The 15,918-nt window shown below is 65.5% G+C and carries 10 protein-coding genes; 4 read left to right on the top strand and 6 right to left on the bottom strand.

Features of this window, described 5'->3' with window-relative positions; translation table 11 throughout:
- Positions 1-81: 81 nt before the first annotated feature.
- Together EV641_RS20425 and EV641_RS20420 are read left to right on the top strand one after the other, a co-directional pair.
- Positions 82-1,428 carry a cytochrome P450 gene (locus tag EV641_RS20425; protein ID WP_054712774.1) on the top strand — a complete coding sequence of 449 codons (1,347 nt, stop codon included), beginning with the start codon at positions 82-84 and terminating at the stop codon, positions 1,426-1,428.
- Between the two features lie 20 nt (positions 1,429-1,448).
- Positions 1,449-3,557, top strand: coding sequence for a thiamine pyrophosphate-dependent enzyme (locus tag EV641_RS20420; RefSeq protein ID WP_132474128.1), 2,109 nt, complete (start codon positions 1,449-1,451; stop codon positions 3,555-3,557).
- A 135-nt stretch (positions 3,558-3,692) separates the two neighbouring features.
- Here the strand turns inward: EV641_RS20420 and EV641_RS20415 are convergent, their stop codons facing one another.
- The 3 genes from EV641_RS20415 to EV641_RS20405 form a co-directional block, all read right to left on the bottom strand.
- The gene (locus EV641_RS20415) at positions 3,693-5,930 is read right to left on the bottom strand and encodes an NADP-dependent isocitrate dehydrogenase (protein WP_054712742.1); all 2,238 of its coding nucleotides are present in this window, start codon (positions 5,928-5,930) and stop codon (positions 3,693-3,695) included.
- A gap of 158 nt (positions 5,931-6,088) precedes the next feature.
- Entirely contained in the window at positions 6,089-6,814 is a 726-nt protein-coding gene (locus tag EV641_RS20410; RefSeq protein ID WP_054712739.1) for an HNH endonuclease family protein, read from the bottom strand.
- A gap of 3 nt (positions 6,815-6,817) precedes the next feature.
- Complete coding sequence (locus EV641_RS20405) at positions 6,818-7,840, bottom strand: beta-ketoacyl-ACP synthase III (RefSeq protein WP_054712736.1); 1,023 nt, start codon at positions 7,838-7,840, stop codon at positions 6,818-6,820.
- Between the two features lie 152 nt (positions 7,841-7,992).
- Here EV641_RS20405 and EV641_RS20400 point away from each other — a divergent pair, with 152 nt between their 5' ends.
- Positions 7,993-8,601: a class I SAM-dependent methyltransferase gene (locus EV641_RS20400; RefSeq protein ID WP_132474126.1), complete on the top strand. Its 609-nt coding sequence runs from the start codon at positions 7,993-7,995 to the stop codon at positions 8,599-8,601.
- Between the two features lie 96 nt (positions 8,602-8,697).
- Positions 8,698-10,533 (top strand): acyl-CoA dehydrogenase, encoded by a 1,836-nt coding sequence (locus tag EV641_RS20395; protein ID WP_132474124.1) that lies wholly within the window; start codon positions 8,698-8,700, stop codon positions 10,531-10,533.
- 103 nt (positions 10,534-10,636) lie between these two features.
- Here EV641_RS20395 and EV641_RS20390 read toward each other — a convergent pair whose 3' ends face one another.
- The 3 genes from EV641_RS20390 to EV641_RS20380 form a co-directional block, all read right to left on the bottom strand.
- Complete coding sequence (locus tag EV641_RS20390) at positions 10,637-11,752, bottom strand: NDMA-dependent alcohol dehydrogenase (RefSeq protein ID WP_132474194.1); 1,116 nt, start codon at positions 11,750-11,752, stop codon at positions 10,637-10,639.
- On the bottom strand, positions 11,752-13,182 hold the full coding sequence (locus EV641_RS20385; protein WP_132474122.1) for an aldehyde dehydrogenase family protein: 1,431 nt from the start codon (positions 13,180-13,182) through the stop codon (positions 11,752-11,754). The genes EV641_RS20390 and EV641_RS20385 overlap by 1 nt, the downstream gene beginning before the upstream one ends.
- A gap of 74 nt (positions 13,183-13,256) precedes the next feature.
- A complete protein-coding gene (locus EV641_RS20380) occupies positions 13,257-15,539 on the bottom strand; it encodes a VanW family protein (RefSeq protein ID WP_347238244.1) in 2,283 nt (760 codons plus the stop codon).
- Between the last annotated feature and the right edge of the window lie 379 nt (positions 15,540-15,918).

The raw sequence follows: 15,918 nt of genomic DNA, 5'->3' as shown, positions 1-15,918 counted from the left end.
GCAAATCGCTCCCCACTAGGTGTGACTGCAGTTACAGTTATCTGACCACATGCATTGTCAGATCCGAACGTGGAGTTCACCGTGGCGAAGACGCTGGCACCCGCACCCGCCGGGCTCACACCGGTCCCCGGAGACAAGGGACTGCCGTACGTCGGGTACGCCCTCGACTACATGCGCAATCCGCTGAAGGCCTACGACAAGCGCTACCGCGAGCACGGACCGGTGTCCTGGTTCCGCTTCGCAGGAAACCCGTGGGTAGTGCTCCTCGGGCCCGACGCGTGCGGCGCAGCGCTGCAAAACCGCGACCGCGCACTCGTCAACGGTGCCGGGTGGCGCGTGCTCATCGGACCGTTCTTCGACCGCGGCCTGATGCTGCTCGACGGCGACGAACACACCGCACACCGGCGGATCATGTCGCAGGCCTTCACCCGCGACCGCATCACCCGATACACCGAGTCCATGCACCCGGCGATCGAGAAGACCCTCGACACCTGGACACCCCGAGAAGACTTCCGCGCCTACCCCGCCGTCAAGGAACTCACCCTGGGACTCGCCACCTCGATCTTCATGGGTGGAGCCGAAGGGTCCTCGGCGCACGAGATGGGCCAGGTCAACAAGGCATTCATCGGGTGCGTCCAGGCGTCGACGGCGATCGTGCGCTACCCGGTGCCCGGCACCCGATGGCGACGAGGTGTCCAGGGCCGCGCACGACTCGAGGAGTTCTTCCGCCGCTACCTGCCCGCACGGCGTGCGCACGAAGGCGACGACCTGTTCTCGGTGTTGTGCCACGTCGAATCCGAAGACGGCGAACGATTCTCGGACGACGACGTCGTCAACCACATGATCTTCCTGATGATGGCGGCGCACGACACGTCGACGATCACTTTGTCCACCGCCATGCAGTACCTCGGACAGTTCCCGCAGTGGCAGCAGGCGTGCCGCGACGAGTCGGAAGCACTCGATACGTCGACCCCGTCGTTCGAGCAACTCGATCAGCTCACCACACTCGATCTCGTCATCAAGGAGTGCCAGCGCCTCGTCACCCCGGTGCCCGGCCTCGTGCGCCGCGCGGTCGCCGACACCGAGATCCTCGGGCATTTCATTCCGAAGGGCACGCTGATGAACGTCGGACTGCACTACACCCACCACATGCCCGACCTGTGGCCGGATCCCGAGCACTTCGACCCGGGGCGTTTCTCCCCGGAACGCCGCGAGGACCGCGTGCACAAGTACGCGTGGTCACCGTTCGGCGGCGGCGCCCACCGCTGCCTCGGCATGCATTTCTCCGGAGCCGAGGTCAAGACGGTGCTCCACCACCTGTTGCTGCGTTATCGCTGGCACGTGCCCGCCGAGTACATCGCGCCGATGAACTTCACATCGTTGCCTTTCCCGAACGACGGTCAGCCGATCGACCTCCGAGTGCGCTGATACCGGCGTAGAACGGAGATATGACGGCGGAGGCGCTCGACGACCACTTCCTCACGGCGATCCGGGACCTCCGGACGCGAGCCTCCGACCGCAGGATCGACGACGCGCTGTTGCTCGAATACTTCGACGCGCAACTGCAGTCACGTCACCTCGACTTCGCGGCTCGCGAGATGCAGCGCCGCGGCGAGGGTTTCTACACGATCGGCTCTGCGGGCCACGAATCGAATGCCGCGCTCGGGATGCTCACCCGCGTCACCGATCCCGCTCTGCTGCATTACCGTTCGGGCGGCTTCTATGCTGCGCGCGCGTCACTGAAAGGCGGTACGACGCCGATCCGCGACGTGCTCGCCGGGTGCGCCGCATCGACACTCGATCCGATCTCCGCCGGCCGGCACAAAGTGTTCGGCAATCCCGCGCTGAACATCCTGCCGCAGACCTCGACGATCGCGTCGCATCTGCCGCGTTCCGTCGGTCTTGCACTGGCGCTGGCTCGCATGCAGAAGCTCGATCTCGACGCCCCCTGGCCGGTCGATTCGGTGGTGGTGTGCAGTTTCGGCGACGCCTCGGCGAATCATTCGACCGCGACGGGCGCAGTGAACGCCGCCGCGTACTGCACGTATCGCGGTCTGCCGGTGCCGCTCCTGCTGGTGTGCGAGGACAACGGGCTCGGAATCAGTGTGCGCAGCCCCGAGGGCTGGATCGAGCAGTCGCTCTCGCGGTACCCGGGCATCGAGTACCGCGCGGTCGACGGCGCCGACGCGGTCTCCACACTCGTCACCACCGGAGAAGTCGTCGAGCGGGTCCGCGCGACACGCTCCCCCGCGATCCTGCATCTGAAGACGGTGCGGTTCCTCGGCCATGCCGGCTCGGACGTCGAGAGCGCCTACCGCAGCCGCGACGAGATCACCGCCGACTACGCACGCGACCCGCTGCTCGCGACCGCCGCCGAACTCGTCGCCCGGGATCTCTTCACCCCCGTCGAGATCGTCGAACGCTACGAATCGGTGCGCGGCGAGGTCGCCGAGGTCGCCGATGCACTGCACCATCCCCCGCGTCTCGAATCCGCAGCACAGGTGATGCGTCCGCTGCACATCCACGGGCGGGAGCACGCCGTCGACGACCCGCACCCGCTGCCACGGGAGCCGCTCACGCTCGCGCAGGCCGTCAACCGCACTCTCGGACACATCCTCGAGGAGTTCCCGCAGGCATGCGTGTTCGGTGAGGATGTGGGTGCCAAGGGCGGTGTGTACGGGGTGACGCGCGGAATGCAGGAGCACTTCGGCGCGGTCCGGGTGTTCGACACGTTGCTCGACGAACAGACGATCCTGGGTACCGCGCTGGGCTTCGCGGTGGCCGGGATGCTGCCGATCCCCGAGATTCAGTATCTCGCCTATCTGCACAATGCGGAGGATCAATTGCGTGGCGAGGCGGCGACCCTGAAGTTCTTCTCCAACAGTTGTTTCGGAAATCCGATGGTGGTGCGCATCGCCGGTTTTCCGTATCAGCGCGGATTCGGCGGTCACTTCCACAACGACAATTCCGTCGCGGCACTACGCGACATTCCGGGCCTGGTTCTCGCCGTCCCGTCCGATCCCGCGACGGCGGGGGGCCTGCTGCGCGCGTGCATCTCCCTGGCCCGCACCGAGGATCGCGTGTGTGCGTTCGTCGAACCGATTGCGCTCTACCATCAGCGCGACCTCTACGACGAGGACGACGGACTGTGGCAGCAGTTCCCCGATCCCGCACCGATCGCGCCGGGCACGGTGCGCACCTACGGCGAGGGTGGGGACGTGCTGGTGGTGACGTTCGGCAACGGTGTGCGGATGAGTCTGCGTGCCATCCGCAGCGCCTCACGGGTCGCGGCGACGGTGCTCGATCTCCAGTGGCTCGCGCCGCTGCCGCTGTCCGCGCTCGTCGAGCACGCGATGCGGTTCCCCCGGGTTCTGGTGGTCGACGAAACACGGCGCAGTGGATCGGTCGCGGAGTCGGTGATCGCGGCGCTCGTCGATGCGAACTATCCTGGACGGATCGCCCGCGTCACGAGCCGCGACAGTTTCGTGCCACTGGGTCCGGCCGCGGCGCATGTGCTTCTGTCGGAGGCCGAGATCGTCGACGCACTGCTCGATTGATCGGGGCTCCCTGGACTCATTCATCGGTGATGAGTGCGCCGTGGATGCACCGGCAGTGACACCCATCACGGACGTCGATGGTCCGTAATGGGTGTCAGAGATTTATTCGGTGTCAGATCATTCGGCGGTCGGAGATCAGACCTGCACAGACGCCAGTGCGTCGTTGAGGGTCTTGCTCGGCCGCATCACAGAGTCTGCCTTCTCGCGGTCCAGCTGGTAGTAACCACCGATGTCGACCGGGGAGCCCTGCACCTCGATGAGCTCGCGCACGATGGTGTCCTCGTTCTCGGCCAAGGTCTGGGCGAGCGGGGCGAAGCGCTCCGCCAGCTCCTTGTCCTCGGTCTGCGCGGCGAGTTCCTGCGCCCAGTACAGGGCGAGGTAGTACTGGCTGCCGCGGTTGTCGAGCTCGCCGGTCTTGCGGGACGGGTTCTTGTTCTCGTCCAGCAGCTTGCCGGTCGCGGCATCGAGAGCGTCGGCCAGGATCTTGGCGTGTCCGTTGTCGTTCTTGATGCCGAGGTCCTCGAGGCTGACGGCCAACGCCAGGAACTCACCGAGCGAATCCCAGCGCAGGTGATTCTCTTCGACGAGCTGCTTGACGTGCTTGGGAGCCGAACCGCCTGCGCCCGTCTCGTACATGCCGCCGCCGGCCATCAGCGGGACGACGGACAGCATCTTGGCGCTGGTGCCGAGTTCCAGGATCGGGAACAGGTCGGTGAGATAGTCGCGCAGGATGTTGCCGGTCGCCGCGATGGTGTCCAATCCGCGGATCACCCGCTCCAGCGTGTACCGCATCGAGCGCACCTGCGACATGATCTGGATGTCGAGGCCCTCGGTGTCGTGATCCTGCAGGTACAGCTCGACCTTCTTGATCAGCTCGTTCTCGTGCGGGCGGTACGGGTCGAGCCAGAACAGGACCGGCATTCCGGAGTTGCGTGCGCGGGTGACCGCGAGCTTGACCCAGTCGCGGATCGGCGCGTCCTTGACGGTGCACATGCGCCAGATGTCGCCTGCCTCGACGTGCTGGCTGAGCAGCACTTCACCGGTGTCGGCGTCCACGAAGTTGGCTTCGCCCTCCTCCGGAATCTCGAAGGTCTTGTCGTGCGAGCCGTATTCCTCGGCCTTCTGCGCCATGAGCCCGACGTTGGGGACGGTGCCCATGGTGGTGGGGTCGAACGCACCGTTGGTCTTACAGAAGTTGATGATCTCCTGGTAGATGCGCGCGAAGGTGGACTCCGGCATCACTGCCTTGGCGTCCTTGGGTCGCCCGTCGGCGCCGTACATTTTTCCGCCCATGCGGATCATCGCCGGCATCGAGGCATCGACGATGACATCACTGGGCGAATGGAAGTTCGAGATGCCGTTGGCCGAGTCGACCATCGCCAGCTCGGGACGATGCTCGTGGCACTCGTGCAGGTCCTTGATGATCTCTTCGCGCTGCGTGCTGGGCAGCGTCTCGATCTTGTCGTAGAGGTCGACGAGGCCGTTGTTGACATTGACGCCGAGTTCGTCGAACAGCGCCTGATGCTTGGCGAAGGCGTCCTTGTAGAAGACCTTCACTGCGTGGCCGAAGACGATGGGGTGCGAGACCTTCATCATCGTCGCCTTGACGTGCAAGGAGAACATCACGCCGGTCTTGCGCGCATCCTCCATCTGCTCTTCGTAGAACTCGAGCAGGGCCTTCTTGCTCATGAACATGCTGTCCACGATGTCGCCCTCGCCCAGCGACACCTCGGGCTTGAGAACGATCGTCTCGCCGTTCTCGGTCACGAGTTCCATGCGGATGTTGCGCGCCTTGTCGAGCGTCATCGACTTCTCGCCGTGGTAGAAATCGCCGTGCTGCATATGCGCGACGTGGCTGCGCGACGCCATCGACCACTCACCCATGCTGTGCGGGTGCTTGCGGGCGTATTCCTTCACCGCGCGGGGTGCACGCCGGTCGGAGTTTCCTTCACGCAGGACCGGGTTGACGGCACTGCCGAGGATCTTGCCGTAACGCTCGCGGATGTCACGCTCTTCGTCGGTCTTGGGGTCGTCCGGGAAATCCGGAATCGCGTAGCCCTTGCCCTGCAATTCCTTGATCGCGGCGAGGAGCTGCGGCACGGATGCGCTGATGTTGGGCAGTTTGATGATGTTGGTTTCGGGCAGTTGCGTCAGACGCCCCAGCTCGGCCAGGGTGTCCGGAACGCGCTGCTCCTCGGTGAGGCGGTCGGGGAACGCGGCCAGAATCCGCGCCGACACCGAAATGTCGGTCGACTCGACCTCGATGCCCGCGGCGCCGGCGAAGGTACGCACGATGGGCAGGAAGGCGTGCGTCGCGAGTAGCGGCGCCTCGTCTGTCAACGTGTAGATGATTTTCGGTTTATCGGCGCTCATGGCGGTTCTCCCACGTCGTATCGGTCCGATTCCGAACAGCACCGGGTGTGGCCACCGGAATCGCGTCGCGTCTCAGGTTACGTGCGACACAACGATGATATTCAAGTGCCGTGTGCGTGGGTGAAGGCCGTCTGTGCTCCCGTGCACCGGGCGCCGGATCAGCAGGAAGCGAGGACCCGGGACATCGCCTCGTGCTCGGCGGGCGTCACCCACAACTGGTAGACGGTTTTGACCTCGACCTGCTGCGCCACGTAGTCGCAGTGGTACGCGGCGTTGGGCGGAAGCCACTGCGCGGCGTCGGAGTCGCCCTTCGACTGGTTGGTGGGCCCGTCGACGGCGATCAGGTTGCGAGGATCGTTCGCCAGATTCTTGCGCTGCTGCTCGTCGAGTTGCTGCGCGCCGGTCTTCCACGCGTTGGACAGAGCGACGACGTGGTCGATCTGCACCTGCGACGACGTGGCCGTGCCACGCCGGAAGAAGATCTCGTTACCGGTGTACGGGTCGTGGAGCGTGCCCGTACGCACGGTGCAGTCCTTGGTGGCAGGTTCGAGGGAGATGTGCACGAGGTCGCGTTTGAGGATGTCGTTGCGCGTATCGCAGCCGTTCTTGCCGAACTCGACGGTGACGCTGTCGGTCCACGCGGAGCCGAACTCCTCACGTTCGTAGCCGCTCTGCGATGCGGCGTCGCGCACGGGAAGCGCCGCGAGCGCCTGTAGTGCAGCCGACCCGCTGTAGGTCGACGACGGCCCGGTGCCACCCGACGAGGTGGCGGCATCGGACGAGTCGGAGTCGTACGGTTCGAGTAGAACCATGGCCACGGAGACCACGACGAAACACAGCAACCAGAGCCATCGAGGGATCGATGACTTCTTCTTACCGGCCATGAACTACTGGGCCAGCGGCGGCATCTTGACGACCTGGCCTGCAAAGGACAGGCCGGCGCCGAAGGCGAGCAGCAGCGCGGTGGCGCCCGGCTCGACCTGACCGGTGCGCAGCATCTTCTCCATGGCGAGCGGGATGGACGCCGCGGAAGTGTTGCCGGTCTCGATGATGTCGTCGGCGACCGCGACGGAGTCGGGCAGCTCGAGCTGACGGACGATGACGTCGTTGATCCGCAGATTCGCCTGGTGCGGCACGAACGCATCGAGATCTTCGAGCGCGACACCGGCCTTGTCGGCAACCTGGCGCACGTACTTGCTCATCTCGAAGGCCGCCCAGCGGAACACCGCGGTGCCCTCCATGATGATCCACGGACGCGGCTGGGTGGGGTTCTGCGCAAAGTCGACCCAGTCGGGTTCCTGCCGGATCGCGTTGCCCTGGGAGCCGTCGGATCCCCACACGGTGGGGCCGATGCCCACTTCGTCGGACGCGCCCACGACCACGGCGCCGGCACCGTCACCGAAGATGAATCGCACGGAGCGGTCGGTGGGGTTGGTGGCGTCGCTCATGCGCTCGACGCCGACAACGAGCACGTTGGTCGCGGATCCGGCGCGGACCAGGTCGGATGCGACACCCAGCGCGTAACAGAAGCCTGCACAACCGGCTTGGATATCGAGCGCAGCGGCTCCGTTGGTACCGATCTTGTCGGCGACGAGCGCCGCAGCCTGCGGGGTCTGGAAGCCGTAGGTGGAGCACGCGACGATCACGGTGTCGATCTGCGCGCCGGTCAGCTTCGCCGCTTCGAGGGCTTTCTCGGAGGCACTGATCGACATCTCGACGATCGATTCCTCAGGGTGAGCTTTCGCGAATCGGCGCTCCTTGATGCCGGAACGCGACTGGATCCACTCGTCGCTCGAGTCGATCTGCAGGCAGATCTCCTCGTTCGTGACGACGCGCTCGGGGCGGTGAACACCCAGCCCGAGCAGCACGCTGTTCCGCAACGGCGCAGGAGCGGCGATCTGTGCACCCATCCGGAAAACTCCTCTACATCATCGTGGCGCTACTGTCCTAGCATCGCCGTCGGGACACGGTATCGCGGGTCGGAAGCGCCATCCGCGACACCCCTAGTAGAACTCGTTCCAGGGCAGGGTAGCGGAGGAAGCCGACGGGCTACCTTTCCGTCATGGACGCACATGACTGGGACGAGAAGTATCAGGCCGAAGAACTCGTGTGGGGGGCGCCACCAAACCCCGTCGTCGTCGAGTTCGCCACCGCCCTCCCCCACGGTCGTGCACTCGACCTCGGGTGCGGCGAGGGGCGGCATTCCCTGTGGCTCGCAACCCGAGGTTGGGAAGTAGTAGGTACGGACTTCTCCGAAGTGGCCCTCGACAAGGCCCGGCAGGTCGCGGCGCAGGCGCCGAAGCGGTCGCGTGACCGCTTGCAGTACCTGCGGTCGGATGTGACACAGGGCGCATTCGGCGGCCCTTATGATCTGATCCTCTCCGTATTCCTGCACTTCCCTCCGGCACAGCGCGCAGCACTGATCGACAATGCGATCAATTCGCTCGAACCTGAAGGAATCCTCATATTTCTGGGGCACGACAGAACAAATATCGAAGAGGGTGCCGGAGGGCCACAGAACGGTGAAATCCTTTACACACCAACAGATATCGTCGAAGAAATCGACGGTAGGCTGGAAATCCAGGTGGCCGAGCGGAGATACCGAGAAACAGTTTCCGGAACTGCCATCGATGCGCTCGTCGTTGCCCGTAAAATCGGCCTTGGCAGTTAGTTGCCTGACGAGTAACATGGAGATGTTACCGACGAGTAATAAACTTGGGCGGTACTAGGAAAGACACCGGACCGCACTGGGAGACAGAGCACAGACATGGGCCATTACAAGAGCAACCTCCGCGACCTCGAGTTCAACCTCTTCGAGTTCCTGAAGATTCAGAAGGTCCTCGAAGCCGGCAAGTTCGGCGACCTCGACGAAGAGACCGCGCGCGGCATCCTCTCCGAGGTCAAGGCCCTCGCAGAGGGCCCGGCAGCCGAGGGCTTCGCCGACGCCGACCGCAACCCCCCGGTATTCGATCCCGAGACCCACTCCGTGACCCTCCCGGAGCCGTTCAAGAAGTCCTTCCGTGCCTGGTGGGACGCCGGATACTGGTCCATGGGCATCCCCGAGGAGATCGGCGGCACCGAGTCGCCGCGCAGCCTCCTGTGGGCAGTCAACGAGATGATGCTCGGCGCGCAGCCCGCAGCCTTCATGTATGCCGCAGGCCCGGCTTTCGCCGGCGTGCTCTTCGAGAACGGCACCGACGAGCAGAAGAAGTGGGCCACCACCTGCGTCGAGCGCGGCTGGGGCGCCACCATGGTCCTCACCGAGCCCGATGCCGGCTCCGACGTGGGCGCGGGCCGCACCAAGGCGATCAAGCAGGACGACGGCTCCTGGCACATCGAGGGCGTGAAGCGGTTCATCACCTCCGCCGACTCCGACGATCTGTTCGAGAACATCTTCCACCTCGTGCTCGCGCGCCCCGAAGGCGCCGGACCGGGCACCAAGGGCCTGTCGCTGTTCTTCGTCCCGAAGACCCACTTCGATTTCGAGAAGAACGAGATGGGCGAGCGCAACGGCGTGTTCGTCACCAATGTCGAGCACAAGATGGGCATCAAGGCCTCCGCAACCTGCGAGGTCACCTTCGGCGGCCACGGCATTCCGGCCCAGGGCTGGCTCGTCGGCGAGGTCCACAACGGCATCGCGCAGATGTTCGACGTCATCGAGCACGCTCGCATGATGGTGGGCACCAAGGCAATCGCGACCCTGTCCACGGGCTACCTCAACGCCCTCGACTACGCCAAGGAACGCATCCAGGGCGCCGACCTGACCAAGATGTCCGACAAGGCCGCCCCGCGCGTGTCGATCATGCACCACCCGGACGTCCGCCGGTCGCTCGCAATGCAGAAGGCCTACTCCGAGGGCCTGCGCGCCGTGTACCTCTACACCGCCGCGCACCAGGACGACGTCGTCGCCGAACAGGTCTCGGGCGCCGACGCCGAGCTCGCGCACCGCATCAACGACCTGCTCCTGCCGGTCGTCAAGGGCTGCGGCTCCGAGCGTGCCTACCAGTACCTGACCGATTCGCTGCAGACCTTCGGTGGTTCGGGCTTCCTGCAGGACTACCCGATCGAGCAGTACATCCGCGACGCGAAGATCGACTCCCTGTACGAGGGCACCACCGCGATCCAGGCGCAGGACTTCTTCTTCCGCAAGATCGCCCGCGACCGCGGAGTCGCTCTCGCACACGTCGCAGGCCAGGTCAAGAAGTTCCTCGAATCCGACACCGCCGACCAGCGCCTCAAGCCGGAGCGCGCCCTGCTGGCCACGGCCCTCGAGGACGCCCAGACCATGGTCGCGACCCTCACCCAGTTCCTCATGGGTGCTCAGGAACAGCCCACCGAGCTGTACAAGGTCGGTCTCGGTTCCGTCCGCTTCCTCGAGTCGTTCGGCGACCTGCTCATCGGCTGGCTGCTTCTCGAGCACGCCGAGATCGCACTGGCCGCGCTCGACGCGAACCCGGATGCGAAGGACAAGGCGTTCTACGAGGGCAAGGTCGCAGCGGCGTCCTTCTTCGCGAAGAACGTGCTGCCGACCCTGACCACATCGCGCAACATCATCACGGATGTCGACCTCGACATCATGGAGCTCGACGAAGCCGCGTTCTGATGACCGTGTAGATGACCCGAAGGCCTCGTAGAACACGACAGTGGCTCCCGCCGAGATCGGCGGGAGCCACTGTCGTCGTATAGGGATCAGTGTCGCAGAAGCATCAGAACAGGACGACTCCGCGCAGGTTCCGCCCCTCGTGCATGTCGGTGAATCCCTGAGCGATGTCGTCGAGCTTGTAGGTGGACGTGATCAATTCGTCGAGCTTCAACGCTCCCGAGATGTACAGGTCGATCAGCCACGGAATGTCGGCCGTAGGCGCGGATGCGCCGAACAGTGAACCCTGGAGCCGTTTCTGATACAACACCAATTCCATCGGGCTGATAGGGATCCCGACGTCGGTCATCGACCCGAGCCCGGTGACCACACAGGTGCCGGCCTTGCGGATCGACGAAAAGGCCTCCGCGATGTGCTCCCCGGTCGTGACGCCCACAGTGACGATCGCGGCGTCGGCGCCCTGCCCGTTGGTGAACGACCGCGCGATCTCGGTCGCCTCCGCCATGCCCGAGACAGCGTGGGTCGCACCGAACTTCAGAGCACTCTCGCGCTTGAACGGCACCGGATCGACCGCGATGATCTGTGCCGCGCCGGCGTGCGCGGCACCCTGCACGGCATTGATTCCGATCCCACCGACACCCTGCACGATGATCGTCTGACCGGGATACACCTCCGCGGAATTGACGGCCGCACCCCATCCGGTACCTACACCACACCCGAGTAGGCACAGCTTCTCGAGTGGTAGCTCCTTGTCGACCTTGATGGCCGAGTCGACACTGACGGTGGTGAATTCGCTGAAGGTCGACAACCCGCACGTCTGCGCGACGGGCACGCCATCGAGACTCAGGCGGAAGCTCGACGGATCGTCGGGGCGGGTTCCGGTCATGATGGCTGCACCGCGGTCGCAGAGGTTCTGCAGGCCTTTCGCACACCACCGGCACCGTCCACATGCAGCCAGGAACGAGAACACCGCATGGTCGCCCTCACTCCAGCCATGCGTTTCGGGCCCGACCTGCACGACGATGCCCGCGCCTTCGTGGCCACCACAGATGGGATAGCTCCCCACCGCATGGTCTCCGGAGGAGATGTGATCGTCGGAATGGCACAACCCGGCCGCGACCATTTGGACCATGATCTCGCCGCGCCGCGGATCGTCGAGGTCGAGGTCGGCGATCTCGTAGGTTCCGGGCGCCTGACGAATGATTGCACCACGAGTTCGCATCACGCGGTCACCTGCGCAACCATCGCAGCGCGATATCCGTCTGCATGTGGTGGCAACATTCCCCATTCACGACGCGGATCCTGTTCGGATGCAACGAACACCGTCCGAGCATGGCTGAACTCGAGGAATCCCTCGCGACCGTTGTAGTGGCCCATGCCGGACGCACCGACGCCACCGAACGGTGCGTCGAGCAAGCCGGCGTGCATCAGCACCTCGTTGATCGTGACCCCACCGGACGTGGTGGATTCGACGACGATTCGCTGTTCCTCCGGGTCCTGACCGAAGTAGTACAGCGCCAAAGGTTTCGGACCGGAATTGATCTCGTCGAGCACTTGCCCGAGAACGTCGTACGTCCGCAGCACCATGGCGGGTCCGAAGATCTCCTCCTGCGAGATCGCCGCCGACAGCGGCGGGTCGACCACCAGACGCAACGGGCGACGCCGGTCGGATGCGCTGATCGGCTCGTCGGGAATCGTCTCGACTCTTGCGCCCGATTCCGCTGCCTCGCGGATGTAGTCGTCGATCCGCGCGGCGTGTCGATCGTCGACGACGGCCGTGACGTCCGGGTTTCCTGCGGCCGTGGGGAACAGCTCACCGTAGGCCTCGCGGATCTCGGCGACGAACGTGTCGAGGGATTCTGCCGGAACGTAGAGGGTGTCGGCGTTGACACAGAGCTGACCGCCGTTGGTGGCCTTGCCGACCGCGATACGGAACGCGGCGGTCGCGAGATCGGCCGAGCGCCCGACGATCACCGGCGACTTGCCGCCGAGTTCCAGCGTGACCGGCACAAGATTGCGTGCCGCGTTCGCCAGCACCGACCGGCCTGCAGCCTGACCACCGGTGAACACGATGTGGTCGAACGGCAACGACGTCAGGGCCTGCGCGATGTCCGGTCCCCCGGTGACCACCGCGACGTCGGCAGGATCGAGGAACTCCGCAGCCGCATCCGCCAACACCTGCGCGGTGCGCGACGCGATCTCGGACGGTTTCAGCACCGCCCGGTTACCCGCCGCAAGCACACCCGCCAAGGGACTCAGGAGTGTGTACACCGGGGCATTCCAGGTTCCCAGGATCAGCACGGATCCCTTGGGCTGGTACTGCACCGATGCGGTGGCGCCCAGCTGGTCGTACGGCGAGAACACCGAACGCTGCTCGGGCCGCATCCACTCCTCGAGGTGGTCGCGCGCGTCTTTCAGCGCAGTCAACGAGCCGAGCACGTCGTTGACGGTCGAATATCCAGGATGCCGTCCGCCGAAGTCGGAATCGATCGCGTCGACGATCACGTCGCAGCGTGCGACGAGCATGTCGATCACCCGCTGGATACGCGCGCGCCGTTCGGCGGCAGAACTCGTCCGTCGCGCCCGGTTCTTCTGCTGCTGATTCCCGAGCAACTCGCTCACGGCGGGACCCGCGCTGGTAGATGTGGTCATTGCGCGGATGTTATGAGCTCCGTCACAGAGCCCGAAGCGCATTCCCGTTCAGCGGGATCCGGCGGTGCGTCCGGTTACTCGTCCTCGATGCCGGGGAAGTCCGGCACGAAGTCACCCGGTGACGGACGGGCCGCGGCGGGCTCCTCGGTTTCCGGTGCCGCCGGTGCTTCGGACTCCGTTTCCGCCGGTGCCGGTGCCGGTCCGCCGCCCGGCTCGGGTGCTGCTCCACCTTCCGACCGAGACCCGCCTGCGGCCGGCTCGTCGTCGCTGGGCTCCCGTTCGGGGCTCACACACTTGACGACGGGCACCGGGTCGTAGCGGACGGTGCGGGTCTTGTTCGAGATCTGCGCGCCTGTGTTCACGTCGGTGACGATGCGAGTGTCGGTGACGGTGAAGCCCTGCGCACCACTGGATGCGATGCAGGAGTCGCCCGCGGGCAGCGTGATGGTGTTCGGCGAAGTGTAGTTGGTGCGGTCGCCGGTGATGGACTGCACGTTGACCGTCTTGGTGCCCCACAGGCGCACCGTGATGTCGGAGTCCGTCCCGATCGTCTGGATCAGCACACCGGTCGTCTCCGACGGATTGCGGAACGCCAGATCGATCGCGCCCTCGTAGACCGTTGCCTCGCGCGCCGCCGGGTAGCGGGAGATGTAGTAGCTGTGCTCGGTGTGGTCGACATCCTCCATACCCGCGAAGTACGACGCGTTGTACAGGGTGGTCGCGAGCTGGCTGATACCGCCGCCGACAGCCTTGCCCGGGCGGCCTGCCTCGATGATGCCGGACTCGACGTAGCCCTGTGCTGCACCACGCGGACCCGTGTATCCGTTGAGCGAGAACGTCTCTCCCGGCTTCACGAGTGCACCGTTGATCTCGGAGGCCGCGAGCCGGATGTTCACACCGGAGGCGTATTCGAATCCACCGGAGCTGAACTCACCGATCACCTCGTTGATCCCGAGCTTCTCCGCGGCCTCCGTCGTCAGTTCCGGATCGGCCGTCTCGTAGACGGCCTCGATGGACCGTCCGTCCTCGGTCGCAAGCAATTGCGGCAGCGACTCGAGGGTCTTGTCCCAATCGACGAGATTGCCCTTCGTGCCCGGAACTACCGCGGGACGGCCGCCGTCGAGAACGATCTGCGCGTCCTTCGGTTCCGTCTCCGTGGCCTCGAGTTGCGGCGCGAGGATCCCGATGGCGGCTTCGGGGTGGTACTGCGGATCGAGTCCACCCGAGCCGTCGGGTGCAAACGAGAGCACTGCGCCGATGTCCTGGCGCGGCAGCATCGCGACCGTGCCGTCGTGACCGGTGATCACGAGGTCCGACGCCACGGCAGGCACCGCGATCTCCGCAAGTGCACGATCGAGGCCCTCGCGGGTGACGGTGACTTCCACACTCTCGACCGGCAGCGACACATCGCCGAAGGGCCAGCGATCGGCGAAGACATCCGACGCTGCCTCCGCGTCGAGACGCTGACCGGGCTGCGGGGTGACGGGGACGGGGACGCCGTCCTCGAACACGATGTTGCCTTCACGCGGCTCGTGGGCCGCGGCGGCGGTCACCAGATCGATCGACGCCGCGAGTGCGGCATCGTCACGAGTGGACACCACGCCGACCTCGTCGTTGCCGAAGAACGACGCGAGCCGGCTGAACGGATTGAGCGGCTGCGACCCGACGCGGTCGAGGGTGGCATCCCAGTCGATGCCCAGCCCGGCCTCCGACGGCACGATCTCGCCGCTGGTATCTCCGGCGGTCACCGTTACGGGAGAGTCGAGTCGCGGCCCCAGTTCCTCGCGAAGGATCGCTTCGGCGTCGCCCCGCGACTCGCCGCCGATCTCGATACCGGCGATGGTGACGCCACGCGGCACCTCACCCGAACTCATTGCGAGATCCGCGGCATAGAGGACTACGAGGACGGCAGCGACACCACCGAGGACGAGCGCAATCGTCCGCTTCGGGATGTTCGACCACGGCTTGTCCGGACCCGACGGACCTCCCGGGCCATCCCCGGGAGGAGGCGCGACCGGCGGCGGTCCGGCCGGCGGCGGGGTGGCGGACGGAGGTGATGCGGGTGGCATCGCGGTGGTGGCGGCCTGCGCAGGCGGCACCGTGATCTGCGGCATCTGTTCGGTGGGAGCGTCCGACGCGGGCGGATTCTGCTCCGACGGCACCTTCACTACCGGGATGACAGCGGTGGGGGCGTCCGACGACGCGATGTCGTTCGATTTGTCGGCGCTCTGGATTGTGTCGGGAGTCTCCGGTGAGGCAGGCGCGTTCAGGGACTCGGTTTCCGCTGCGGCAGTCTCGGTCGCTGCGAGAGACACTGTGGGCGCAGATGACTCGTCCGGCCCAGGGGTCTCAGTCACCCCAGGAGCCTCAGTCGCTTCAGGGGACCCGGTCGTCTCGGTGGGCTCAGCCGGTTCGGTGGGCGCTGCCGGTTCCGTGGGTGCTGCACGACGAACGGGTGTCGTGGCCGCCTCGGACCCATCCGAATCGCTCACCTCCGGTGTCGCAGCGGCACCTTCCTGCTCTGCGACAGCATCGACCTCCGCCGCAGCATCGGCAGAGGGCGCCGCCTGCGAATGTGGCTGGGTCGGGAGAACGTCGTCGTGTGTAGCCTCGGGCTCGTTCGTCCCGTTGTTGCCGCTCACCGATGTCCCTTCAGACGGGGCACGCTCGTCGTATGCTGCGCGCCGGATACCGGTTCTCCAGGGTAACGCCCGGACTTGAACGGTCTACGGGCGG

The organism is Rhodococcus sp. SMB37, from assembly GCF_004345605.1.
Lineage (GTDB): Bacteria > Actinomycetota > Actinomycetes > Mycobacteriales > Mycobacteriaceae > Rhodococcus.
This window is presented reverse-complemented; position numbering and strand designations above follow the sequence as displayed.

Coding starts and splice junctions, on each gene's coding strand:
- EV641_RS20390 (WP_132474194.1), bottom strand. CDS start 11,752: ATGCGAACTCGTGGTGCAATCATTCGTCAGGCGCCCGGAACCTACGAG.
- EV641_RS20385 (WP_132474122.1), bottom strand. CDS start 13,182: ATGACCACATCTACCAGCGCGGGTCCCGCCGTGAGCGAGTTGCTCGGG.
- EV641_RS20415 (WP_054712742.1), bottom strand. CDS start 5,930: ATGAGCGCCGATAAACCGAAAATCATCTACACGTTGACAGACGAGGCG.
- EV641_RS20395 (WP_132474124.1), top strand. CDS start 8,698: ATGGGCCATTACAAGAGCAACCTCCGCGACCTCGAGTTCAACCTCTTC.
- EV641_RS20410 (WP_054712739.1), bottom strand. CDS start 6,814: ATGGCCGGTAAGAAGAAGTCATCGATCCCTCGATGGCTCTGGTTGCTG.
- EV641_RS20405 (WP_054712736.1), bottom strand. CDS start 7,840: ATGGGTGCACAGATCGCCGCTCCTGCGCCGTTGCGGAACAGCGTGCTG.
- EV641_RS20420 (WP_132474128.1), top strand. CDS start 1,449: ATGACGGCGGAGGCGCTCGACGACCACTTCCTCACGGCGATCCGGGAC.
- EV641_RS20400 (WP_132474126.1), top strand. CDS start 7,993: ATGGACGCACATGACTGGGACGAGAAGTATCAGGCCGAAGAACTCGTG.